We start from the raw sequence: 23,127 nt of genomic DNA, 5'->3' as shown, positions 1-23,127 counted from the left end.
TCGAAATGGTCAGCTGCTGCGCGGGGTGATCGCCGCTCGATCGGCGCGCATGTCGTCCACGAAATTGGCGATCGCCTCGGCGACCAGCAGCGGCTCGGTGACCGGCAGCCAGTGATCGGCCGGCACCGCACAGCGCCACAGCCGGTCGACCCAACGGGTCGAGGTGTCGTAGAGGGCGGCGGGCACGAACGGGTCGGTGCTGTCGACGAGCAGCTGCACCGGCACCGCGGTGCGCCGCACCCGCGGCCGCCGCAGATGATGCAGCAGGTTGGCCTGCGCGATCCGCCCGCCCGCAAGCAGATCGGTGCGCCAGGTGCGCGCGATCCGGGCGGGCACGGGGGAGAGCCCGCCGAGCCGCTCCAGCAGCAGCGTGCGCACCCGCGGCGGGTAGAGCCTGCGCGCCACCGGAACCGGGCTGAGCGTGCCGCGCGCGCTGCGCAACCACCAGCCGAGGTCGCCTGCCCGCAGCTTGGCCTGCGGTGCGACCGCACGCAACCACAGGCCGAGATGGTCGAGGTTCGGGCCGGAAATGGCGGTGAACGAGGCGATTCGGGTGTTCGCCCGCGGATCGCACACCGCCTCCCACAGCTGCACCGCACCCCAGCCGTGCCCGCAGGTGTGCACCGGTCGCTTCGGGCTCGCCGCGTCGATCACCGCGTAGAAGTCGGCCGCGAGCCGGTCGAGCCGGAAGTCCGCGAGCAGTGCGGGGCTGGTCGAGCGGCCGTGGCCGCGCACGTCATAGGTGATCACGCGGAAGCCGTCGGTGAGCAGCGCGGCCACCGTGGCCCACACGCGGTGGGTGTCGGTGAGGCCGTGCACCAGGACCAAGGGTAAGGCGGCGGGGTCACCCCACTCGAAGACCGCGAGTTCGGTGCCGTCGGCGGTCACCGTCCACTGCCGGTCCGGGCGGGGGGTGTCGGTGTCGAGCAGGTTGGTCATGTTGTTGCCTCGTTCGGTGCGAGCGGCCGGCCGTGCACGCAGTTCGTCGGTCGGGTGGCTCGGAAACGGCGTCCCGTACCGCTAGTACGTTTTCCGATACTGACAGTACGAAGAAAACCCCGGCAACGGGAGGCCTAGCCGCAGACTATGGCGTAGCTCACGCTGATAACCGTACCGGCGGTACGTGTATGCTGCGGTCGTGCCCCGTCCCAGCGTTCGTTCATCGACGACCTCCCGCGCGGAGATCGTCGACGCCGCGATCCGGGTGATCGACCGGGACGGGCCGCGGCCGAGCATGGACGACATCGCCAGGGAAGCGGGCATTACCAAACCCCGCCTGTATCGGCAGTTCGCCGACAAGGCCGATCTCTACACTGAGATCGGCAACCGGATGGCCAAGGCCGCCGCGGCCGCCGCGGGCAACGATCTGACGCTCATGCTGCAACCCCCGCGAACCGCGTTGCGGCGGGTGCTCACCGGATACGCCGACAGCATTCTCCAGCATCCCAACGTTTTTCGCTTCCTGGGCCAGGCGCAGGTGACCCAGCAGTCCGACGGCACGGTGCTGCAGTTCGATCTCGGCCGTGCGGCCTCGGACCGTTTCGCCAGGCAGGCCCGCGACATCGCCGAGTCCATCCCGATCGACACCGCGGGCATCGACTATCTCTCGCGCGCGGTGGTCGGCGTTGTCGTCGCGATCACCGACCTGTGGCTGGCCGATTCGGCCGTGCCGCACCCGGACCGGACGGCCGAATTCATCGATCAGGCCACCGAATTCGTCTGGGGCCTGATCGACGGCTTCCTGCGCAGGCAGGGCATCTCCGCCGATCCGGAGACGCCGATCTTCACCTCGCTCGCCGCCGTGAATCAGGCGCAGCAGCCCGCAAGCTGACGTTTCCCGGCATCCATCGCACCGGGTCGGCCCGACGCGCGCCCGCTTTGTTGACACGCTGCCAATAGTACGAGAATCTGGTGTCGAGCGACCGGCACCGAGGCCGGAGATCAGCGAGCAAAGGATCCGATGATGGCACGCGCCGCATGGAGTGACGACGAGGTCGAGGCGGTACGCGACCTCGCGAAGGCGTTCTTCGAGAAGGAGGTCGTCCCGCACGAGGAGAAGTTCGTCGCACAGGGCCACCCCGACCGCGCGCTGTACAACCGGGCCGGCGAGCTCGGCCTGCTGTGCACCGCGATTCCCACCGAATTCGGTGGTGGTGGCGGCACCTTCGCGCACGAGGCCGCGATCATCGAGGAGCAGTCCAGGGCGGGTGACGGCTCGATGGGCATGCCGGTGCACACCTCGATCATCGCGCCGTACCTGAAGGAATTCGGCTCCGCGGAACTCAAGCAGCGCGTGCTGCCCAAAGCAGCCAGCGGTGAGATGGTCCTGTCGATCGGCATGACCGAACCGGGCACCGGCTCCGACCTGCAGAACATCAAGACCCGCGCGATCCGCGAGGGCGACGAGTACGTCATCACCGGCTCGAAGATCTTCATCACCAACGGCTGGCTCTGCGACGGCATCATCATCGCCGCCAAGACCGACCCCACCAAAGGCGCCTCGGGCGTCTCGCTGATCTTCGCCGACGTGTCCGACGACACCCCTGGCTTCAAGCGCGGCCGCATCCTGAACAAGATCGGCGGCAAGGCGCAGGACACCGCGGAGCTGTTCTTCGACGGACTGCGGGTGCCCGCATCGAACCTGCTCGGCGAGGCCGAGGGCCTCGGCTTCTATCAGATGATGCAGATGCTGGCCCAGGAACGCCTGGTCACCGGCATCATCGCGGTCGTGATGATGGAGCAGGCGGTGCAGCTGACGATCGACTACACCAAGGGCCGCGAGGCCTTCGGCAAGCCGCTGTTCGCGATGCAGAACACCAAGTTCGAGCTCGCCGAGTGCGCCACCATCGCGAAGGTCAGCCGCACCTTCCTCGACGACTGCATCGTCAAGCATCTGCGCGGCGAACTCGACATTCCCACCGCGGCGATGTCGAAGTACTGGCTCACCGATCAGCTGGGTATCGTGGTTGACCGCTGCCTGCAACTGTTCGGCGGCTACGGCTACATGACGGAGTATCCGATTTCGCAGCTCTACACCGGCGCCCGCGTCCTGCGCATCCTCGCGGGTAGCAACGAGGTGATGAAGGATCTCATTGCCCGGTCTCTCTGATACGACGAGCGAGCCCACCGCTCGCCGGGACGACACCGACGCTGCCGCGCTGCCGCGCCGGCGTCGGCTCGAACCCGACGAGCGGCGGGCGCAGATCCTGGCCTGCGCGATCGACATGTTCGGCGAGCGGCCGTACGCGGCCGTGTCCACCGCCGAGCTGGCCCAGCGCGCCGGGGTGGCCCGCGGGCTGATCAACCACTACTTCGGCAACAAGCGCGACCTCTATCTCGCGGTGGTGCGTCGCATGGTCACGCTGCCCAAGCTGGACGACATGATCGTGCCCACCGGCACCGAGCGCGAGCGCGTCGAGGCAAGTGTGCACTGGCTGCTGGATACCATCGCCGAGCACGGCAGCACCTGGGTGAAGGTGACCAGCCACGAGGGCGTCGGCGACGACCCCGAGGTGCAGCAGATCCTCGATCAGGCCGACGACGCGGCCGCGGAGCGCCTGTTGCTCATGGTCGGACTGGCCGATTCGGCACGCAGTGCGGCTTTGCGCGCGATGGTGCGCGCGTACGGCGGGCTGGTGAAAGTCGCGGGGCGCGAATGGATCACCCGCGGCACCCTGACCCGCCCGCAGGTGCACGAGCTGCTGGCCGACATGCTGATGACACTGGTCACCGAGTCGCTGCCGAAGGTGGACCGCCGGCGCTGAGCGCACGGCGGCCCGTATCCGTTAGCCGAGCGCCTCCGGTGCGGCCTCGCCGGAAGCGGCCTGTTCCATGCTGTAGCGCACCGGCCGCCGGTGTCCCGGCGCGTGGCCGAGCCTGCCGTACTTGCGTTCGAGCACCTCCTCGCGCCGATGCTCGACCAGCAGCGCGCCGATGCCGAGGATCCACAGCGCGGCCGTCGCGATCGCGCCGATCTGGGTCCACTCGCTGAAGCCGTAGCCCGCGGCGGTGAGGGTGCAGGCCAGCGCGACCATGCCGAGCGCGCAGAGGATGAGGCCGGGAACGTTGTAATTGTCGCCGAGTAGATCGCCGGCCTGGGCGTGCCACGGCCGGTTTTCGCCGTCGTCGGGGGTGGTGCTACCGAACATGGTTCCTCCTGGGGAGTCAGCGCAAGATCAGTGACACTTTCCGATCAGCATGAACCTCGAATGGCAAAACAGCCAGCAATTGGACGTTTCAGATGATGTCGCGCCGCCGTGCCCCTATTGTGGGTCGGGATATCGGGGCGGGTCCGGGCAGTCCGAGGTTCCTGCACGGTGGTTGGTGTGGAGAGGGACCTGGCATGGCACGGGCGGATCGCCGTGAAAGTGAACGTTGGCCTGCGGCAGCGCAGGACGACAGGTGGCCGGCGGCCGAAGAAGAGCAGTGGGTCGAGCCGGAGCCGGAGGAGCGCTGGCAGGAGGCGCCGCGTCGCAGGACCGGCCGGTTGCGGGTGGAGATTCCGCCCATTGTGAATCCCTATGCGATCGTCGCGCTGGTGGCCGCGTTGATCGGATTGTTTCCGGTCGCCATCGTTTTCGGGTTCATCGCGTTCTCGCATCCGCGGGGCCGGGTGATGGCGATGTTCGCGCTGCTGATCGGTGTCGCGGAGGTGACCGCCGTCGCCGGGCTGGTGGTGCTGTCGGGAAACATGCTGCCGGACTCGCTGACTCGCGCGGACCGGCTGCCGACGACGGCGAGCCTGTCCGCGCCCTCGACCGCCGATCGACTACCCCCGCCGACCACCTCCGTCGCGCCGACTGCGGCGGCGACCACCACGACCGGTGCGAGCACGACCGAGCCGAGCAACCTGAAGAAGGGTGCGTCGTGCACGGAGAGCCAGGTCGGCCAGATCGGCAGCGGCGCCGAGGGCGGCACGCTCATCTGCCTGCTCAGCTCGGGCAGCTATAAGTGGTCGGGCCCGTTCGTGGTGTCGACGGCGATCCAGCAGGCCGGCGGCAAATGCGATGGCAGCACCGCGAAGACGGGCCGCACCGCGGACGGGCGCGCGCTGGTCTGCGAGATCTCCGGCCGCAGCGGCACCTGGGTGCTGTGGACCGAGTAGCGCCTCACTCCTCTTTCTTGGCGCGACTCGGCTGAACGCGGGGCGGCTCGTTCGGCATCTTCGGATACTGCGGCGGCCATGGCGCGTCCATGAGACCCGAGGCCATATCGCGCTCCGACATTTCCAGCAGCGGGGCGATCGACTGCGGGGCGCGGTCCGCCCACGGATCACCCTGCTCGGCCAGCCGCGCGGGCACGGTGGCGATGGTCAGTTCGTCCGGAACCACCGTGTCCAATTCGGACCAGGCGATCGGCGTGGAGACCTGCCCGCCGACCTTCGGGCGCACACACCACGCCCCGAACACCGTCTTGTGCGGGGCGTTCTGATTGAAGTCGACGAATACGCGGTTGCCGCGCTCCTCTTTCCACCACTGCGCGGTGATCTGCTCGGGATGACGACGCTCCAGCTCCCTGGCCAGCGCGACGGAGGCGGCCCGCACCTGGTATCCATCCCAATTCGGTTCCAGCGCAACGTAAATGTGCAGGCCGCGCGAGCCCGACGTCTTGATCCGCGACTCGATGCCCAACTCCGCGAACAACTCTCGGGTGAGCACGGCGGCGTGCTTGAGGTCGTCGAAGGTGATGCCGGGGGAGGGATCGAGGTCGATGCGCAGTTCGTCGGCGATCTTCAGGTTGTCCGCCCGGTTCGGCCAGACGTGAAAACCCAGGCAGCCCTGGTTCACCGCCCACAGGATGTGCGCGAGATCGTGGGCGACGAGCGCGTCGGCGGTGGTGCCGTTCGGCGTGGACACCTCGACGGTGTGCAGCCACTTCGGCGCGGTTTTCGGCACCCGCTTCTGAAACCACGACTTACCGGAGGCGCCGTCGGGATAACGCTCCAACAGCAGCGGGCGCCCGCCGACCACATTCAGGAACGGCTCGGCCACCGCCTGGTAGTAATGCACCAGATCGAGTTTCGTCTCGCCCCGCTTGGTGAAATACACCTTGTCGGGATTGCTGATGGTGACCGTCTGGCCGTCCAGCTCGATATCGACCGACTCGGTCATGACCTCGCCTCGCTATCGGCTTTCGCGGGCCCCTGTGCCGGGACCTTCGCCTCGGTGAAGATCGCGCTCAATTCGGCGGGCGGCGCCTCGTCGAGCTGGGCGTAGGTGCACGACTCCGGGGTGCGGTCGGCGCGGAAGCGGACCAGCCTGCCGCCGTGGCGCAGCCGCCCGGACTGCACGTGTTCGTAGCGGACCTCGGCGACCAGTTCGGTGCGCAGCGCCTCCCAGGACAGGTCCTTGCCGCCGGTCCAGCGGCTCACCCCGCCGGGCATCTTGCCGTCGGCCCTGGCCTGCGCCGCGGCATCGGCCCACTCCCGCCACGGATGGTTTTCCAGGGCGTTCTCGCGCAGCGGGGCCAGTTCCTCGACCAGTTCCTTGCGCCGCGCGGCGGTGAAGCTGCTCGCGACCCCGACGTGGTTGAGATTGCCCTCGTCGTCGAACAGGCCGAGCAGCAGCGAACCGACGCCCTCGCCGTCCTTGTGCCAGCGGAATCCGGCGACCACGCAGTCGGCGGTGCGCTCGTGCTTGACCTTGAGCATCACCCGCTTGTCCTGCAGGTAAGTGAGGTTGTTGCCCTTGACCATCACCCCGTCGAAACCCGCGCCCTCGAACCGCGTGAACCAGTCCTCGGCGACATCGGGATCCTGGGTGATGGGGGTGAGGTGCACGCGCGCGAGCGCGGTATCCAAGATGGTTTCCAGCAGCCGCCTGCGTTCGGCGAACGGCTCCTCGGTCAGGTCCTTGTCACCGAGGGCGAGCAGATCGAAGGCGACGAAGCTGGCCGGCGTCTCCACCGCCAGCTTGTTCACCCGCGAGGCGGCCGGATGCAGCCGGTTCTGCAGCGTGTCGAAGTCGAGGCCCTGTTCGGTGACCACCACGATCTCGCCGTCGACGACGCACCGATCCGGCAGCGCCTGCTTCAGCAGCTCGGCGACCTCGGGAAAGTACCTGGTGAGCGGGCGATCGTTGCGGGATCCGAGCTCCACCTCGTCCCCGTCGCGGAACACGACGCAACGGAATCCGTCCCATTTGGGCTCGTAACTCAGCCCCGGCTCGCGTGGCACGCCGGAGGTGGTTTTGGCCAGCATCGGCTTGACGGGCGGCATGACCGGCAGGTCCACGCGATCCTCCTCGGGTTCGTTGCTTACCCGTACCGACGCCGCGATCGTGCGAAATTCATCGGTGCGGGTAGTGGCCTCGCCGATGATCGTATGCGCCGCATCCGACAAGATCATCGAACGCGCGGCGGCGCACCGCTCAGCTGTCCAACCAGCCGTGCTGTTCGGCGAAGACGGTGAGCCGGTCGCGGATGGTGAGGATCTCCCCCGCGGTGAGCGCGGGGCTCGCGTCGAGGAGCAGCTCGGTGATCAGTCGTTTGTGTTCGCTGGCGTTGAGCTGTCCCGAGTTCGACCGATGTTTGGATTTGTGCGGTGCCGGCGGCGGGCCCGGCTGACCTGCCACCACGGTCAGATTGACGGCCTTCGGCCCACGATCACCCTCTGTCATGTCGAATTCGAACACCCGCCCCTGGCGCAACTCGTCTTCGTCCAGACCGATGTCGTTGACGTGCACGAATACGTCCGGCCCGCCATCTTCCGGTCGAATGAAACCGAATCCCCGAGAGCTGTCGAACGACACCAATTTCCCGATGGACACCAACACCCGCTCCTCGCCGCGCCGTCGCTACCCGGCCACCTTAGCCCGCGTTATCGCTGTCGTTGGTTGAAAGCGCCTTTTGTAATGAATTGAAAACGGTGAGTCCCTGACCGACCATTCCGTTGACGAGTTCGCTCACTCCGTCCGGCCCGTTCAGCACGGTCAGATTCGCGTTCGCCAGTCCGTTCGAGGCCTGCTTGACGATTTCCGGAAGTTGTTCGATCAACAACTGGTCCAACGCGATCCGGTTGTTCGACGCGGCTGCCGCGGCTTGGATCCTGGTGCGGTCGGCCTCCGCCTCGGCCAGGATGCGCACCCGTTCCGCCTCCGCCTGAGCGGGTTTCACCACTTCGGTCTGCAACTGCTGCTCGCGGAGTTCGGCTTCCTTGCGCGCCTGGATGGCCTGTGCGGTAAGCACTTCCTGCATCGCCATCGCCTCGGCGAGCGGACCCGACTGTGCCGCTTCGGCATTCGCCTTGTCGATGTCGCGCTGATACTGCGCGCGCAAAATCGCGGTCTCGCGCTGGTACTCCGCCTGCCTGCGCAGCGACTCCTGTTCGGCCTGTGCGGACAGCTGCGCCGCCTGCGATTGGGCGATCTGCGCGTCGCGCTGCACCGAGGCATTGTGTGGCGCGGCCAGCGCCTGAATGTAGCCGAGGTTGCCGTCATCGATGGACTGGATCTGGAAGGAATCCACCCAGAGCCCGATATTGCCCATCTCGACCTTCGAGGCGACGAGCACTTCGTCGGCCAGTTTCTGGCGCTCCCGGATGATCTCCTCGACCGTCATCGAGCCGACGATCGAGCGCAGGTGACCGGAGAAGATGCGGCCGGTGAGCACCGACATCTCCTTTTCCTGTTCGGACAGGAAGCGTTGTGCCGCATTGACGATGGAGGTGGTGTCGTTGGCGACCTTGAACGCGATCACCGCGCGGACCTCGAGCTGGATCGCCTGCTTGGTGACGCAGCGTTCCTTGATCTCGGCCTCGAACATGGCCAGCGAAAGGTAGCTGACCTTGCGGAACAGTGGAATCACCCAGCTGCCGCGGCCGATCACCACCTTGAACGGTGCGTTGTCCTTGCTCTTGGCGCCGCTGATCAGCATCGCCTCGTCCGGGTTGGGTACGTGGTAACCCAGCACGGTTGTCTCCCTTACTGTTTCAGAACTGCTTCAGAACGGTCGGTTCGGTTCCGGTGTCAGTGGAATCCAGGGCACCACATCGAGGATGCGGCCCGGATTCACCTCGATGACCAACACGGTCGCGCCCGCCGGAATCGGCTCGGCGGCGCGTGCGATGTACAGCTCTGTCCCCCCTCGAATTGCTATCAGCACCTCGCCGAGCAAGCCCGCACCCCGGATCGGCGATGTGAGCGTACCCGTCAAACCGACCACCGGGTCGCTCATCGCACCGATCTCCTCCCGCGGGCCGCCAGACCCGCCACACTACGTCCCGCACAGCACGTTTCGGTATCCGAACGGTGGCGGCGCCCGTAACGCGATCGTTGTCACGACGGAATGCCCAGGTTGCGGGTGTGTGATCGGCGTCGATAGCCCACGGGTATGTTGCTTGCATGGGAGGACGGCTCGCGTTGGTTGTCGGGTCCGAGTGTGTGGCGCTGGGGGAACTGGGGTTCACCGGCGAACTCGCCACGGGGTTGTACGCGAGTCTGACCGAGGTCGGTGGTTGGCGATCGGCCACGGAGCTGGACGGGCCGGTGCTGGATCCGACTGCGGGGCAACTGGCGACGGTGATGGACGCGGCGTTCGCGGAGGCCGGGGAGCGGCAGGCGACCTTGCTGCTCGCGTTCATCGGCCACGGCGTGACGACCAGCGCCGAGGATTTCTATCTGCTCGCGCACGACTCGCCCGCAGTGCCCAACTCGCGCAACGCCTTTCACCTAACCCAGGAGATCAGGGAACGGCTGAACCAGTCGGCGCTGGACGGCCTGGTCGTGCTGGTCGATGCCTGCGAGACGGGGCAGGGCGTGATCGGCGCGGCGCGGCGGTGGACCGATCTGCTGGCGCAGTCCGCCGGGCGGATGGAGATGCTGGTCGCGGCGGGCGAGGGGCCCGCGTTCTCCGGCTGTTTCACCCGGACGATGCTGTCCACGTTCGATGTCGGGCTGCCGCTGCGTGGGGAGAACCTGCTGCCCGCCGATCTGGTCGACCCGATCGCCGGCTCCTGCGTTCATCAACAGCCGCAGTATCTTTCGTTCACCTCCGGTTCGGTCTCGGTGGCGCACACCGCGGATCCGGGGCTCTGGCTGGTGCCCAACACCGCGCGGCATCGAGACGCCGTGAGTGGGCGCTCCGCAGCGGGATTCGTCGACCAGCTCACCCGAGGACTGCTGGTGACGCCGGACGTTCGTGAGCATCTCGACGCGATCGTGGACGCGGGCAGCCATCGCCTGCGCGTGGTGATCGGTCCCGCTGGTGCGGGTAAGTCAACCCTGCTTGCCATGTTGATTCGACCGAGCTTGGTCGAAGGGCTCGCGGTGACGCCCGAATACGTCACCGCCGCAGTATTTCTCACGGCCGCCAGCTCGATCGAGGCGGTGGCCGCCGAGCTGGCGGCGCAGCTGAGCGCGCGGCTGCCCGGGTTCGCGGAGGCGGCGCAGACGGTGCGCGCGCACCGGGCCAGGGACGAGTTCGACATCTTCGACCTGTCGGTGCGGCACCCGCTGGCGCGGCTGTCGACCGCGGGCAGGCGGGTCACGCTGGTGGTGGACGGATTGAACCAGCCGCAGGAAGGCACCCGGCGGCTGCTCGTCTCCGCCATCGCCGATCTGACCAGGCGCGACGATCTGCGGCACGTGCGGGTCATCGTCGGCATCCGGGACGGGACCGGGGTCGAGCGGTCGCCGAAGCTGGCGCACATGCACCGGATCGAGGTGGGGGAACCGGCCGCCGACGATATCGCCACCGTGGTCGGGTCCGCGCGCGGCAGCGGAGCGCCGGCCGACCCGGCGGACTGGGTGAACTGGATCCAGTCGCTGCTCGCGGAGACGCCGACGTCCGTCGGGGACGAGTCGCACGTCGTCTCCGGCGGGTGGTTGCTCGCACGGATGCTGGCGGAGGTGGCGTCGAGCATCACCGACGGCGCGGTCGCCGCCGGCATCGGGTTCGACCGCATCGTCGCCCTGCGGGTGGAGGGGGCGCTGCGCGGCATGTCCGCCGAAACCTCCGGTGCGGCAGGCACGTTCCTCAGTGTGCTGGTCGCCGCCGGGGTCGGGCCGGTGCTGCCGATCGAGCTGCTCGATGCCGCGATGACCGCGCTCGGCGTGGACTTCCACATCGCCCGGATACGGGATATGACGGTGGTCCTCGGCGCGCTGGTGACGCGCAGCAGGCCGGGCACCCCGCGCGAGTCGCTCGGGGTGACGCACAGTGCCCTGCTGCCCGGACTGCGCAACGAGTGCAGGCTGCTCGGTGTCGACCTCGAGGACGCGCATCGGGCCATCGTGACCGCCATCAAGGAGAGCACCAGCGACCGCGCCGCCGACTACGCGCGCGGCTCGGCCGTGCGGCACTGCCTCGCCTATCGGGACTCCGCCAGCGCACTGCACTTCCTGGAACTGCTGGAGACCGCGCGTTCCGCGGACAATCGCGATCTCTGGGCCGCCTGGGTGCCCGCCTTCCTCGAGACGCTAGGACCCGACCATCCCGACACCTTGACCACCCGCAGCCGTGAGGCCTACCACCGCGCCGAAAGCGGCGACCTGGTCGGCGCCATCACCGCCTTCGAGCTGCTGCTCGACGACCGCCTGCGCATCCTCGGTCCCGATCACCCGAAATCCCTTGGCACCCGCGCGAACCTGGCCACCTACCGGGCCCGCTGCGGCGACTACATCGGTGCCCGCGCCGAATACAAGCGGCTGTTCAGCGACCAGCGTCGCCTGCTCGGCCCGGACCATCCGGACACGCTGCGCACCCGAAACGACCTGGCGTCCAACCGTGCCGACCTGGGCGACCTCGTAGGCGCCATCGCCGATTTCGAGGAACTGCGCGCCGACCGATCCCGCGTGCTCGGCCCCGAGCATCCGCAAACCTTGAAGACCCGCAACAGCCTGGCCTATTGGCGCGCCGAGACCGGCGACTTCGCAGGAGCCCGAGCCGATTTCGAGCAGATCCTCGACGACTGCCAGCGCGTCTTCGGCCCCGACCGCCCCGCCACCCTGGCCGCCCGCAACAGCCTGGCCGCCTTCCGCGCCCGCAGCGGCGACCTGGCCGGCGCGGGCGCCGAGTTCAAACACCTGCTCGCCGATCGCCTCCGAGTGCTCGGCCCCGACCACCCCGACACCCTCACCACCCGAAGCGCCTTGGCAAGCTACCGGGCCGACGCAGGCGACCTCCCCGGTGCGATCGCCGACTTCGCCCGCCTGCTTGCCGATCGCCTCCGAGTGCTCGGCCCCGATCACCCCGACACCTTCGCCACCCGCAACGAACTCGCCGACCGGCAAGCCCGAAACGGCGACATCCCCGGCGCCGTAGCCGAACTCGAAGTTCTGCTGGTAGCCGAACTCCGCGCCCTGGGCCCCACCCACGCCGCCACCATCCGCACCCAATCCACCCTCGCCTACTGGCGCGACCAGCTCGAGCGGTGATTACGGCGGCTCCGCACTGATCCTCGGGCTCCGCACTGTCAGGGGCATCCAGTAGCGGTGCGGGTCCCAGAGACTCGGTGCACGCGCCGACGTAGCCGCGCACGCGAGTATGTTCCCTTGCATGGGAGGACGGTTGGCGCTGGTGGTGGGGTCGGAGTGTGCGGCGCTGGGGGAGTTGGGGTTCACCGATCAGCTGGCCACCGAGCTGTACGGGCGGCTGCGTGACACGGGCGGGTGGTTGCCTGCCACGGCGGCGGCGGGACCGGTACTCAATCCCTCTGCCGCGCAACTCGTCTCGGTGATCGATGAAGCCTTCGGCGCGGCATCCGCGCAACAGGCGACCCTGCTGATCTCGTTCGTCGGGCACGGCGCGGCGATCGGCGACGGCGACTTCTTCCTGCTGGCCCACGACTCACCCGCGGTACCGAACTCGCAGAACGCCTTTCACCTGGCGCAGGGCATCAGGGAACGGATCGGCGCCTCGGCGCTGGACGGTTTGATCGTGCTGATCGATGCCTGCGAGACGGGGCAGGGTGTGCAAGGCGCCGCGCGCCGCTGGGCCGACCTGCTTGCCCGGTCGTACGGTCGGATGGAGATGCTCGTCGCTGCGGACGAAGACGCCGCGTACGGCGGGTGTTTCACCCGGACAATGCTGGAAACATTCGACGCGGGGATGCCGTTGCGCGGCGAGAATCTGTTGCCCGGCGATCTGATCGCGCCGATCGCGCACTCGTGCCGCTACCAGTTTCCGCAGCATTTGTCGTTCACCGCGGGCATGATCTCGACGGCTCCGGGTAGTGATCCCGGCCTTTGGCTGGTGCCGAACACCGCACGCAGGCGCGACGCGCTGACGGGGCGACCGGCGGCGGGGTTCGTGGATCAGCTCACCCGCAGGTTGCTGCTCACCGACGCCATCCGCGGCCATTTGGACGATGTCGTCGACGCCGGGAGTCATCGGCTCCGTGCCGTGGTCGGACCCGCGGGTTGTGGCAAATCGACCCTGCTGGCGTTGCTCATCCGGCCGAGCCTGGCCGAGGGATTGCCGATCTCGCCCGAGTATGTCACCGCGGCAATCTTTCTCACGGTCAACAGCTCCATCGAAGCCGTCGCCGCCGAACTGTCCGCGCAGCTCAGCCACCGCCTGCCCGGGTACGCAGACGCTGTCGAAGAAGCCAGGTACTTCGCCGACAGCCAGGGCTTCGACTCGGAAGTCTTCGATGTCGAAGTCCGTCAGCCGCTGGCGAACGTCGGGCGGCCGGGCGTGCGCGTCACCATCGTGCTCGACGGACTCGACCAGCCGGCGGAAGGGACGAGGCGGCTGCTGATCGGCGCGATCGCTGATCTCACGCGCCGCCACGACCTCGGACACGTGCGGGTCATCGTCGGTATCCGAGCAGGCACCGGCGTCGAGCATTCGCCGGAACTAGCGCACATGTACCGCATCGCGCTCACCGCGCCGACCGACGGCGCACTGGCTGCCATCGTCCGTGCCAGCCGGGTGCGGCCGCCGTACGGCCCGGCACCGTGGGATGCGGAACCGGTGACCATGGGGCCGGGCGACGGACCGAGGGTCGGGCCCGACGCGGGCGGCTGGCTGCTGGCCAGGCTCCTCGTCGAGATCGACGCCACGCTGTACGACAACACCGTCGTGGGCGAAACGGCGCTGAACGATGTTGTTGCTCGGCGTGTTCGGCGGGCGACCGCGACACCGATCGCAGAGGTGGCGGGCGCGATCGACCCGCTGCTCGCCGTTCTCGTCGCGGCGGGTGCCGGACCCGTACTGCCCATCGGACTACTGGATGCCGCGATGGTCGCGTTGGGCACCCCCACCGGCACGGCCCGAATCCGTGATATCGCAGTAAGTCTCGGTGTCCTCGTCACGCGCGACCGGCCGGGCAGTGCGCAGGAATCGCTCGGTATCACCCATGAAGCACTGTTGCCCGGGCTGACCGCCGCGCTTGCCATCGACATCGCGGACGCGCACCGGGCGATCATCGCGGCGATCGAGGCGGGTGGCGGCGTCGGGGCGGACGATTACGCCCGCGGTTCAGCGGTACGCCACTATCTCGCGTACGGCGAGTCCGCCCCTGCGTTGGCGTTTCTCGGCACGCTCGAGACGGCGCGCGCCGCCGACAACCGCGACCTGTGGGCCGTATGGTCGCCGCTGTTCGCTGCGGCCGTCGGATCGGGTCATCCGGATACCCTTGCCGCCGAAACGAGACTCGCGTACTGGGCCGCGAGAAGTGGCGACCTTTCTGGCGCCGGGCCGGGCAATTCGTAACTGCGAGCAGGCGTTGCCGACCGCGGCGGGCGTCACCTGATGGGTCCGCGGCCTCCGTCGGGCGCAGGTGAACGAGTATGTTCCCTTGCATGGGAGGACGGTTGGCGCTGGTGATGGGGTCGGAGTGTGCGGCGCTGGGGGAGTTGGGCTTCACGGATCGGCTGGCCACTGATCTGTATGGCCGGCTGCGAGAGGAGGGTGGGTGGGGGAGTGCGACGGGGGTCGACGCGCCGGTGCTCGACCCGACTGCGGGGGAATTGGTTACGGCGATCGACGCGGCGTTCGAGCGCGCTTCGGCGCAGCGGGCGACGTTGTTGGTGGCGTTCATCGGGCATGGGACCGCGACGAATTCGGGTGACTTCTATCTGATGGCGCGGGATTCGCCGTTGGTGCCACGGTCGGACAACGCGTTTCATCTGACGCAGGGGATCAGGGAGCGGCTCAATACCTCGGCGCTGGACGGGTTGATCGTGCTGGTCGACGCGTGCGAGACCGAGCAGGGGGTGCGGGGTGCCGCCCGGCTGTGGACCGGGCCGCTGGCGCGGTCGGCGGGGCGGATGGAGCTGCTGGTGGCGGCGGGAGACGGACCCGCCTATGCGGGATGTTTCACGCGCACAATGCTTTCCACCTTCGGCGCCGGGCTGCCGCTGCGTGGCGAGAATCTGCTGCCGTACGACCTGGTCGATCCGGTCGCGCGCGGTTGTGCCTTGCAGCAGCCGTTGCACTTGTCGTTCACCGCGGGCACGGTATCGACCAGTCCGGTCGGTGATGCCGGACTGTGGCTGGTACCCAACGCGGCTCGGCGCAGGGACGCGCTCACCGGCCGACCCGCGGCCGGTGTCGTCGATCAATTGACCCGCCGCGTGCTGCTCACCGACACGATGCGCGAATGTCTCGCCGAGGTGATCGATGCGGGTGGCCAACGGTTGCGCGCGGTGGTCGGCCCGCCGGGCTCCGGCAAATCGACGCTGATGGCCCTGCTGATCCGGCCCAGCGTGGTCGATGGTCTGGCCATCGCGCCCGAATATGTCACCGCCGCAGTATTTCTCACGGCGAGCAGCTCGCTCGAATCGGTCGCTGAGGAACTATCCGTTCAGCTGGCAGCGCGGGTACCGGGGTACGCCGAAGCGCTACGCACAGCTCAGGGGGGTGCCGACGCTGCCGAGTCCGATGTCTTCGATATCTGGGTCCGGCGGCCGCTGGCCGAGGTGTCGAGGCCGGGTAGCCGGATCACGCTCGTGCTGGACGGTCTCGATCAACCGGCAGCGGGCAGCCGAAAGCTGTTGGTGGCCGCGGTAGCCGAACTCACCGGTCGCGCGGAGCTGCGACACGTCCGAGTGATCGCCGCAATCCGGGAGGGATCCGGCACCGAACGGCACCCGGCCCTGGCCCACATGCATCGCGTCGCGCTGCCCGAGCCGACCGCCGCTGACGTCGCGGCCCTCGTTCGTGCGGGGTGGCGTGAGTCCGTGCCAGTCGCCCCGACGGGTCCGTTCGGTCAATCCGACGCGCCCGCCGAACTCGGTGAACCGAGGAGGTCGCCGAGCGGCGCAGTGCCCACCCACAAAGGGCTCCCGCCCTGGCTCGACGAGACCGACAGGTCGGACCCGGGCCCGGTCTGGGGTACGCCGCCGCCGGGCAGGTCCATGGACGAACCCGCCAGTGCGCCGGGTGCCGTGGACCGCCGTCCGGCCCGCCCCCGCGCCGCGGCGGCAGCGCCGGTAGCGGGGGGCTGGTTGCTTGCCCGGTTGCAAAGCGAAGTGCTGCCCTCGTTGGTCGAGCGCGCGGTCTCGGCTGGCACCGAACTGGAATCCATTGTGGCTGAGCGAGTTCGGACCGCGATGTACACGGCCGGATCCGCGACGGCCGGCTCGATCGGTCCCATGCTCGCGATCCTCGTCGCGGCCGGGGCAGGCCCGGTGCTACCCATCGAGTTGCTGGAGAGCGCGATGTCGTCGTTCCGCGAAGACATCACCTCGGTCCGCATCCACGACATCACGGTCAGCCTCGGCGCACTGATCACGCGCGGCAATCCCGGTACCGCGCAAGAATCCTTCGGCATCGCCCACACCGCACTGCTGCCCGCGCTGACAGCGCAGTTCGCGTGGTTCGACGTGGATATCGAAGACGCCCACCGCGCGATCATCGCGGCCACGACGCGGTGCACCGGCCCCCGAGCCGTCGAGTACGCCCGCGGCTCGACCGCCCGCCACTATCTCGAATGCGGCGACAGCGGCCGAGCGCTGGCCTACCTCACCACGCTCGAGACGCCGCGTGCCGCCGACAACCGCGATCTGTGGGCCGCGTGGTTGCCATCGATCGAGGCAGCGGTCGGTGCGGTTCATCCTGATGCGTTGCAGGCGCGGGGGTTTCTGGCACTGCGGCGGGCGGAGAGCGGCGATCTGTCCGGCGCGATCGCCGACTACGCGCGCCTGCTCGAGGATCAGCTCTCGGTCCTCGGCCCGGACCACCCGAACACTCTCGCCACTCGCCACCACCTCGCCGTACGTCGCGGTGAGTCCGGCGATACGGCGGCGGCAACGGATGAGTTGATCCGGGTACTCGCGGACCGGCGTCGAGTGCTCGGCGCGGACCATGAGGCGACATCGGCGACGCGGAACAGGCTCATTTCACTCCAGGCGTTGCGGGGTGACCTGTCCGGCGCCATCGCCGCGGCCCGACAATTGCTGAACGATCAGCGCCGCATCCTTGGCTCCGATCACCCCGACACCATGGCGACCCGCAGCAACCTCGCGGGCTATCTGAGCCAGAGCGGCGACTCCGCGGGCGCTATAGCGGAGCTGACGGAGCTGCTCACCGATCAGCTCGAGCTGCTGGGGCCCGACGACAGCCGGGTGCGGCTGACGCGCGCGAAACTCGCTACCGCGCGAGCGCGCGACGGCGACATCGCGGGAGCGATCGCGGAGACCGAATCCGTACTGGCCGAACAACTTCGCCTGCACGGACCTGACGACCCGAGCGTGCTGTCGACGCGCACGAACCTCGCGGCTTATCGCGCACGAGCCGGCGACTTGGCGCGTGCGGTGGTCGAGCTGGAAGACGTGGTGGCCGACCGGATTCGAGTACAGGGCGGTGATCATCGCGAAACCCTCTACAGCAGAGGCAATCTCGCGTCTCTGCGGGCACGCGGCGGCGACTTGGCCGGTGCGATCGCCGAAGCCGAGCAGGTCATCGCCGATCAACTGCGCGTCCTGGGCCCAGACCATCCTGATGTACTGGTCACACGCAGCAACCTCGTGTCGTACCGCGAGCGGGCGGGCGACGTGCAGCGCGCTGTGCACGACAGTGAGCAGCTGCTCGCCGACCGCCTCCGGATACTCGGCCCTGACCACCCCGACACATTGCTCACCCGCAACAACCTCGCCGCGTATCGCGCGCACGCCGGCGATATCGAGGGCGCGGTAGCCGATTTCGCGCGCTTGCTCGACGATCGAGAGCGAGTGTTGGGTGCGGATCATCGGGACACCGAGGTGACCCGAGATCAACTGGCGCAGTGGAGCTCGCGTCTCCGCGAGTAGGAGTCCTCAATGCAACCCGGCGCCCAGCTCGAATTGAATCGCGGCCGTGTCGGTGCGCTCGCCATCACAATATTGTCCTCGGCGCAGGAACATTCCACCGATGCGAGCGGTGTAGTTACCGAAGACCGCGGGCGAGTCGGTCACGCCGACCGCCATTAGCTTCTGGCGGCGGGGCCGTGCTACCGACGCGAGCGGCGTGGCTACCGCAGATCCCGCGCAAGCCGGGTCGCGCCGACCGCCATGTAACTTCCGGTGAATACGGTCATGGCGACCGCGGTGGGGCGGGGGACGTCGCCGCGGGCGACGTGGGCGGCACCGTGCGTGGTGTCGATGATGTCGACCATGAGGGCTACGCGTTGCCAGCGCGGCCGCTCTTCGGCGGGGGCCGTGAGGTAGCCGACGCCGAGGGCGATGGCTCGTGCGCCGAAGATTCGCGTCATATAGGTCAGCTCGGGCGTCGAGCGAATGCCGAGAGCCGCGCACAGTTTTCGTGGCAGGGCGATAGCCGCCGCGCCCAAGACGATGCGACCGACGGCGAGTCCGCGCAGCGGGCCTGCCAACGGGGAGTGAGCCGGCGTGGTGTTCGTTGCCATGAACACGAGGGTCCACGAAAGACCAGGCGGGGTCGATTACCTCGGAGGTAATCGACCCCGGGGTCGACCGCTACGACGTCCACTTCCCGCGCACGCCCGCGAACACCTGCGCGGCCGGGTCTGCGGTGATCTTGTCGGAATCGGTGTCGTAGTCGTACAGCTCGGCGTACCGCCCCCAGTCGATGGCGATGTCGAGTTGGCGCCGCGCGTCCTCCGGTCCGAACCCGCGGCGGAGCAGGTCGAGGAAGAACCCGGCGCGGAGGCTGCCGTCGGCACTACCGGCGAGGCCTTTGCAGATGGTGCGGACCAAAGGCGCACGGTGGCGGGCCTGTTCGGCGAAGATGCGCTTGCTCTCCTGGATGTCGGCGGTGGTGAAGCGCGAGCCGATGTCGGTGAGCAGCACGTCGCCGTCCTCGACGGTGATCAGGCCGAGCATTTCGGCGGCGTCGACCAGCGGCAGCAGATCGTCGATCTCGAAGTTGAGTTCGTCGGCGATGTCGGGCAGGTCGGCGCGGCCACCGTTGGCGTAGACGAGCTCGACCAGACCGGCCAGGCCACCGACGGAGGCGTCGGGCAGCGGCTGCGCGGTCGGGGTCGCCTTATCCGGTTCCGCGACAACGGGTTCGGTGTCGCGTCCGGTGAGCAGTCCGTAGATCTGGTCGACCATGGCCTCGAACCACGGTGCGCGCCGGTCCCGCGGGCGCGGGTGCGACACGTGGATCTCGGCGATGATGCGACCGGGGTTGGATCCGAGGACCAGCACGCGGTCGGCCAACTGCACGGCTTCTTCGATGTTGTGGGTGACGACGCAGATGGCCTTGGTCGGGAACCCCTCGGTGGCCCAGAGGTTCACCAACTCGGTGCGCAGGTTTTCCGCGGTGAGCACGTCGAGAGCCGAGAACGGCTCGTCCATCAGCAGCAGATCCGGTTCGAGCACGAGCGCGCGGGCGAAGCCGACGCGCTGGCGCATCCCGCCGGAAAGCTCCTTGGGGTAGGCGGATTCGAAGCCGTCCAGGCCGATCATGTCGATGGCGGCCAGCGCCCGCTGCCGCCGCTCGGCGGGCGGCACGTTGCGCGCGGCCAGCCCGAGCTCGACATTGTCCTGCACGGTGAGCCACGGCATCAGCGCGAACGACTGGAACACCAGCGCGGCACCGGGATTGCTGCCGTTGAGCGGCGTGCCACGGTAGGTCACCTCGCCGTCGGACGGCGCGATGAGCCCGGCGATGATACGCAGCAGCGTGGACTTGCCTGAGCCGGAACGGCCGAGCAGGGCCACGATCTCACCGCTGCGCAACTGCAGATCGATACCGTCGAGCACCCGCAACTCGTCGCCGGCGGCGCCGATGAATCGTTTGCCGACGCCCGAGATGTCCAGCAGCACAGCGCGGTCGGCCTCGGTGGTGGTCACGGTCATGATCGATCTCCCGTCGAACTAGTGCAGCGGTAGCCGGTGGTCACAGCGAGTACCGCCGTTCGGCCAGTGCGTAGAGGCGCCGCCAGAACAGTCGGTTGATGCCGACCACGTAGATGCTCATGACCAGCACGCCGATCAGAATCCGTGGCGAGTCACCGACTTTCGTCGCCTCGTGGATGTAGGAGCCCAGCCCCGCCGCGACCAGCGTGGTCGACCCGTAGTCGACGACCTCCGAGACGATCGATGCGTTCCACGCGCCGCCGGCCGCGGTGATCCCCCCGGTCACATAGCTGGGAAAGATGGCGGGCAGAATCAGCCTGCGCCACCACAGTTTTCGCGGCAGTTGCAGGTTGGCGGCGGCCTCCCGCAGATCGGTCGGCACCGCGCTCGCGCCCGCGATGACGTTGAACAGGATGTACCACTGCGCCCCGAGGGCCATCAGGATGGTGCCCGCCCAGTTGAGGCTGGCCCCGCTCCACACGAGCACCGCGGTGATGAACGGGAACAGGAAGTTGGCCGGGAAGCTGGCCAGCACCTGCACCACCGGCTGCGCGAGCCGGGACACCCTGGGGTTCAACCCGATCCACACGCCGATCGGCACCCAGATCACGGTGGCGAACACGAGCAGCACCACGACCCGGAGCAAGGTGAGGAAGCCGAGTCCGAACGCATGCCCCACTTCGCCGAAGCCCGCGGTGGACTCGATGTACCCGACCACGCGATACCCGCCGTAGGCGACCGCCGCGCCGACCACGACGGCGAACGCCACATCGCCTGCCCGGCGCCGCACCGGCGAGGCGTGCAGTGGGTACTCGGCGAGCCCGAACACGCTCATCAGCCGATCCAGCGGCGCCACCAGTGGGCCGAGCACCTTGCCGAGCAGCAGCGGAATGTGCGAGCGCCGCAGCAGATTCAGCACGACGCTGCGTGGCGCGTCGGCGGCGCCGGTGTCCTCTACCCGGAACCGCTCCGCCCAGGCCGTGAGCGGTCGCCAGAACAGGAAGTTCACCCCGACGACCATCACGATCATCACCCCGATCGCGATGAACACCTTACTCAGATCGCCGTCGCCGGTGGCCGTCGCGACATAGGACCCGATGCCGGGCAACGCGTATTCGTGGTTGTTCACGCTGATCGCCTCGGACGCGACCAGGAAGAACCAGCCGCCGCCGAAGCTCATCATCCCGTTCCAGACCAGCGGGATCATGCCGCTGGGCACGTCGACCCGCCAGAACCGTTGCCAGCGCGACAGCCGCAGGTTGCGCGAGGCCTCATCGAGCTCGCGCGGCTGTGCGGCCAGGCTGTGGTAGAACGCGAACGCCATGTTCCAGGCCTGCGAGGTGAAAATCGCGAAGATGGCGGCGCTTTCGAGACCGAGCTCGGAGCCGGGGAACAGCGCGATGAACCCGGCGACGGTGATCGACAGGAACCCCAGGATCGGCACCGACTGCAAAATGTCGAGCAGCGGAAGCAGCACCGTGCGGGCCCGCCGCAGCCGTGCCGCGGCCGTCGCGTAGACGAAGGTGAACAGGATCGACAGCCCGAGCGCGGCGAACATCCGCAGCAGCGAGCGCGCCGCGTAGTAGGGCAGCTGTCCGGGATCGGTGGAGACGGTGGCGGGCGCGGCGGCCTGGTCGAACGGCGCGTTCGCGCTCGCCGACACCCGAACGACCAGCCAGATCAGCACCGCGGCGCCGACGAACACCACGACATCGGCGAACCGGTTGCGTGGCCGATCCAGCGCGGTGCCCGCCGGGTAGGAACGAAGCAGTGTCATGCCTGCGGCCCCTTCACATCCGAGGTCGCGATGTGCCAGCCGACGCTGGTCACCGACGGCTCCAGGCTGAGCCTGCTCACCGCCGTCTCCATCTGCCGGTCGTCGCGCTGGTCACCGAACAGTTCGGCCCGCACCTCGACGCGGCCCGGCGTGCCGGTGTTCGCGCTGGAGATCGAGATCAGCTGGAAGTCGGTGCGGGTCAAGGCCTGCACCAGCAGCGCACGCACATGGGCTTCGTTGTCGTCGTTGGTGACCGCGACGAACTCGTAGGACGCGGGCTGTTCGTGTCCGGCTTCGGGCTGCTTGTCGACCGCGCGCCCCGCCGCCCGCAGCGCGACATTGACCACGATCACCGCGACCGTGCCCGCGGCCGCGGTGCTGAACATGCCCGCACCGGCGAGGGCGCCGACCGCCGCCGCGCACCACAGCGTGGCCGCGGTGTTGAGGCCGCGCACATTGAGCCCGTCGCGGATGATCACGCCCGCGCCGAGGAAGCCGATGCCCGACACGATCTGGGCGGCCACCCGGGTCGGGTCGGCGGTGCCGCCGGAGAAGCCGTGCGCCGACAACAGCACGAACAGTGTGGCGCCCGCGGCGACGAGCGCGTTGGTGCGCAGGCCCGCCATCCGGGCCCGGTACTGCCGCTCGAAGCCGATGGCGGCGCCGAGGCCGACGCCGGCGAGCAGCCGGAGGATCATTTCCACTGTTGTCATGACCGCACTCCCTGAACAATCGTCAGCGCACCGTCGAGACCAGCAGGTTACGGGGTATTTCCCGAAACGAAATCGGCTGATGAGGTGTCACCGGGTGAATATTTGGCTAACGGGGGATACGGACTATTACCGCCGGGCATCCGGCTCACCTCCTTTGTTCATCAGCGCACGACAAAAGCCGGGCTTCGCATACTTGATCGTTGCAGAGCGCAGCACGAATGACCGATAAAAACGCCGGTCAGCATCCGTCCTCGTTAGACCTTTGGCACTTCACGGCGTAAACCCGGTGGGTACGGGAGCCAATCGGGATCACCCCTTAAGCCGGGGAGATCTGTCCTGACCCGGGGCGTCTCTCGACGTTCGGGGTCGCTGGCCTGTTTCCGTGAAGGAGCCTCAGCGAACGATCGGCACCTTGCGCTGGTCAGTAAACACCCGA

General features: G+C 68.3%; 18 protein-coding genes and 1 riboswitch. Of the genes, 7 read left to right on the top strand and 11 right to left on the bottom strand.

Annotation, left to right across the window (positions count from 1 at the left end):
* Positions 1–9 precede the first annotated feature (9 nt).
* Positions 10–939, bottom strand: coding sequence for an alpha/beta fold hydrolase (locus tag ACIHA7_RS11685; protein ID WP_397288294.1), 930 nt, complete (start codon positions 937–939; stop codon positions 10–12).
* A 199-nt stretch (positions 940–1,138) separates the two neighbouring features.
* Between ACIHA7_RS11685 and ACIHA7_RS11680 the strand changes: the two genes are divergently transcribed.
* From ACIHA7_RS11680 to ACIHA7_RS11670, 3 genes are all read left to right on the top strand, one after another.
* The gene (locus ACIHA7_RS11680; RefSeq protein WP_397288292.1) at positions 1,139–1,831 is read left to right on the top strand and encodes a TetR/AcrR family transcriptional regulator; all 693 of its coding nucleotides are present in this window, start codon (positions 1,139–1,141) and stop codon (positions 1,829–1,831) included.
* 132 nt (positions 1,832–1,963) lie between these two features.
* Positions 1,964–3,109, top strand: a complete 1,146-nt coding sequence (locus tag ACIHA7_RS11675; protein ID WP_194833531.1) for an acyl-CoA dehydrogenase family protein — start codon at positions 1,964–1,966, stop codon at positions 3,107–3,109.
* Entirely contained in the window at positions 3,093–3,764 is a 672-nt protein-coding gene (locus ACIHA7_RS11670) for a TetR/AcrR family transcriptional regulator (protein WP_397288290.1), read from the top strand. Before ACIHA7_RS11675 ends, ACIHA7_RS11670 begins: the two co-directional genes overlap by 17 nt.
* Positions 3,765–3,785: 21 nt before the next feature.
* Here ACIHA7_RS11670 and ACIHA7_RS11665 read toward each other — a convergent pair whose 3' ends face one another.
* The gene (locus ACIHA7_RS11665) at positions 3,786–4,148 is read right to left on the bottom strand and encodes a hypothetical protein (protein ID WP_397288288.1); all 363 of its coding nucleotides are present in this window, start codon (positions 4,146–4,148) and stop codon (positions 3,786–3,788) included.
* A gap of 194 nt (positions 4,149–4,342) precedes the next feature.
* Between ACIHA7_RS11665 and ACIHA7_RS11660 the strand changes: the two genes are divergently transcribed.
* Positions 4,343–5,104 carry a DUF4190 domain-containing protein gene (locus tag ACIHA7_RS11660; protein WP_397288286.1) on the top strand — a complete coding sequence of 254 codons (762 nt, stop codon included), beginning with the start codon at positions 4,343–4,345 and terminating at the stop codon, positions 5,102–5,104.
* Between the two features lie 4 nt (positions 5,105–5,108).
* Here the strand turns inward: ACIHA7_RS11660 and ligD are convergent, their stop codons facing one another.
* From ligD to ACIHA7_RS11635, 5 genes are all read right to left on the bottom strand, one after another.
* The gene (gene ligD, locus ACIHA7_RS11655; protein WP_397288284.1) at positions 5,109–6,110 is read right to left on the bottom strand and encodes a non-homologous end-joining DNA ligase; all 1,002 of its coding nucleotides are present in this window, start codon (positions 6,108–6,110) and stop codon (positions 5,109–5,111) included.
* Positions 6,107–7,231, bottom strand: coding sequence for an ATP-dependent DNA ligase (locus tag ACIHA7_RS11650; RefSeq protein WP_397288282.1), 1,125 nt, complete (start codon positions 7,229–7,231; stop codon positions 6,107–6,109). The genes ligD and ACIHA7_RS11650 overlap by 4 nt, the downstream gene beginning before the upstream one ends.
* A gap of 136 nt (positions 7,232–7,367) precedes the next feature.
* Positions 7,368–7,766, bottom strand: a complete 399-nt coding sequence (locus ACIHA7_RS11645; RefSeq protein WP_371865768.1) for a cold-shock protein — start codon at positions 7,764–7,766, stop codon at positions 7,368–7,370.
* 40 nt (positions 7,767–7,806) lie between these two features.
* Positions 7,807–8,907 (bottom strand): SPFH domain-containing protein, encoded by a 1,101-nt coding sequence (locus ACIHA7_RS11640; protein WP_397288279.1) that lies wholly within the window; start codon positions 8,905–8,907, stop codon positions 7,807–7,809.
* A 30-nt stretch (positions 8,908–8,937) separates the two neighbouring features.
* Entirely contained in the window at positions 8,938–9,171 is a 234-nt protein-coding gene (locus ACIHA7_RS11635; RefSeq protein WP_397288277.1) for a hypothetical protein, read from the bottom strand.
* 167 nt (positions 9,172–9,338) lie between these two features.
* Here ACIHA7_RS11635 and ACIHA7_RS11630 point away from each other — a divergent pair, with 167 nt between their 5' ends.
* From ACIHA7_RS11630 to ACIHA7_RS11620, 3 genes are all read left to right on the top strand, one after another.
* Positions 9,339–12,371 (top strand): tetratricopeptide repeat protein, encoded by a 3,033-nt coding sequence (locus ACIHA7_RS11630; RefSeq protein ID WP_397288275.1) that lies wholly within the window; start codon positions 9,339–9,341, stop codon positions 12,369–12,371.
* Positions 12,372–12,492: 121 nt separating this feature from the next.
* Positions 12,493–14,652, top strand: coding sequence for a hypothetical protein (locus ACIHA7_RS11625; protein ID WP_397288273.1), 2,160 nt, complete (start codon positions 12,493–12,495; stop codon positions 14,650–14,652).
* Positions 14,653–14,741: 89 nt separating this feature from the next.
* A complete protein-coding gene (locus tag ACIHA7_RS11620) occupies positions 14,742–18,191 on the top strand; it encodes a tetratricopeptide repeat protein (RefSeq protein WP_397288271.1) in 3,450 nt (1,149 codons plus the stop codon).
* A gap of 200 nt (positions 18,192–18,391) precedes the next feature.
* Here ACIHA7_RS11620 and ACIHA7_RS11615 read toward each other — a convergent pair whose 3' ends face one another.
* The 4 genes from ACIHA7_RS11615 to ACIHA7_RS11600 form a co-directional block, all read right to left on the bottom strand.
* Positions 18,392–18,784, bottom strand: coding sequence for a hypothetical protein (locus ACIHA7_RS11615; protein ID WP_397288269.1), 393 nt, complete (start codon positions 18,782–18,784; stop codon positions 18,392–18,394).
* A gap of 70 nt (positions 18,785–18,854) precedes the next feature.
* Positions 18,855–20,201 carry an AAA-associated domain-containing protein gene (locus ACIHA7_RS11610; protein WP_397288267.1) on the bottom strand — a complete coding sequence of 449 codons (1,347 nt, stop codon included), beginning with the start codon at positions 20,199–20,201 and terminating at the stop codon, positions 18,855–18,857.
* 40 nt (positions 20,202–20,241) lie between these two features.
* The gene (locus ACIHA7_RS11605) at positions 20,242–21,978 is read right to left on the bottom strand and encodes an ABC transporter permease (protein WP_397288265.1); all 1,737 of its coding nucleotides are present in this window, start codon (positions 21,976–21,978) and stop codon (positions 20,242–20,244) included.
* Positions 21,975–22,691 (bottom strand): MgtC/SapB family protein, encoded by a 717-nt coding sequence (locus ACIHA7_RS11600; protein WP_107656505.1) that lies wholly within the window; start codon positions 22,689–22,691, stop codon positions 21,975–21,977. Before ACIHA7_RS11600 ends, ACIHA7_RS11605 begins: the two co-directional genes overlap by 4 nt.
* A 241-nt stretch (positions 22,692–22,932) precedes the next feature.
* Positions 22,933–23,103: riboswitch (M-box (ykoK) riboswitch) on the bottom strand.
* Positions 23,104–23,127 lie beyond the last annotated feature (24 nt).

The sequence above is a fragment of the Nocardia sp. NPDC052316 genome (genome assembly GCF_044547795.1).
Classification (GTDB): domain Bacteria; phylum Actinomycetota; class Actinomycetes; order Mycobacteriales; family Mycobacteriaceae; genus Nocardia.
Note: the sequence above shows the minus strand (reverse complement) of the source record. Positions and strands in the feature narration are given on the sequence as shown.

Coding starts and splice junctions, on each gene's coding strand:
- ACIHA7_RS11615 (WP_397288269.1), bottom strand. CDS start 18,784: ATGGCAACGAACACCACGCCGGCTCACTCCCCGTTGGCAGGCCCGCTG.
- ACIHA7_RS11665 (WP_397288288.1), bottom strand. CDS start 4,148: ATGTTCGGTAGCACCACCCCCGACGACGGCGAAAACCGGCCGTGGCAC.
- ACIHA7_RS11660 (WP_397288286.1), top strand. CDS start 4,343: ATGGCACGGGCGGATCGCCGTGAAAGTGAACGTTGGCCTGCGGCAGCG.
- ACIHA7_RS11625 (WP_397288273.1), top strand. CDS start 12,493: ATGGGAGGACGGTTGGCGCTGGTGGTGGGGTCGGAGTGTGCGGCGCTG.
- ACIHA7_RS11605 (WP_397288265.1), bottom strand. CDS start 21,978: ATGACACTGCTTCGTTCCTACCCGGCGGGCACCGCGCTGGATCGGCCA.
- ACIHA7_RS11610 (WP_397288267.1), bottom strand. CDS start 20,201: ATGACCGTGACCACCACCGAGGCCGACCGCGCTGTGCTGCTGGACATC.
- ACIHA7_RS11675 (WP_194833531.1), top strand. CDS start 1,964: ATGGCACGCGCCGCATGGAGTGACGACGAGGTCGAGGCGGTACGCGAC.
- ACIHA7_RS11685 (WP_397288294.1), bottom strand. CDS start 939: ATGACCAACCTGCTCGACACCGACACCCCCCGCCCGGACCGGCAGTGG.
- ACIHA7_RS11630 (WP_397288275.1), top strand. CDS start 9,339: ATGGGAGGACGGCTCGCGTTGGTTGTCGGGTCCGAGTGTGTGGCGCTG.
- ligD (WP_397288284.1), bottom strand. CDS start 6,110: ATGACCGAGTCGGTCGATATCGAGCTGGACGGCCAGACGGTCACCATC.
- ACIHA7_RS11620 (WP_397288271.1), top strand. CDS start 14,742: ATGGGAGGACGGTTGGCGCTGGTGATGGGGTCGGAGTGTGCGGCGCTG.
- ACIHA7_RS11600 (WP_107656505.1), bottom strand. CDS start 22,691: ATGACAACAGTGGAAATGATCCTCCGGCTGCTCGCCGGCGTCGGCCTC.
- ACIHA7_RS11635 (WP_397288277.1), bottom strand. CDS start 9,171: ATGAGCGACCCGGTGGTCGGTTTGACGGGTACGCTCACATCGCCGATC.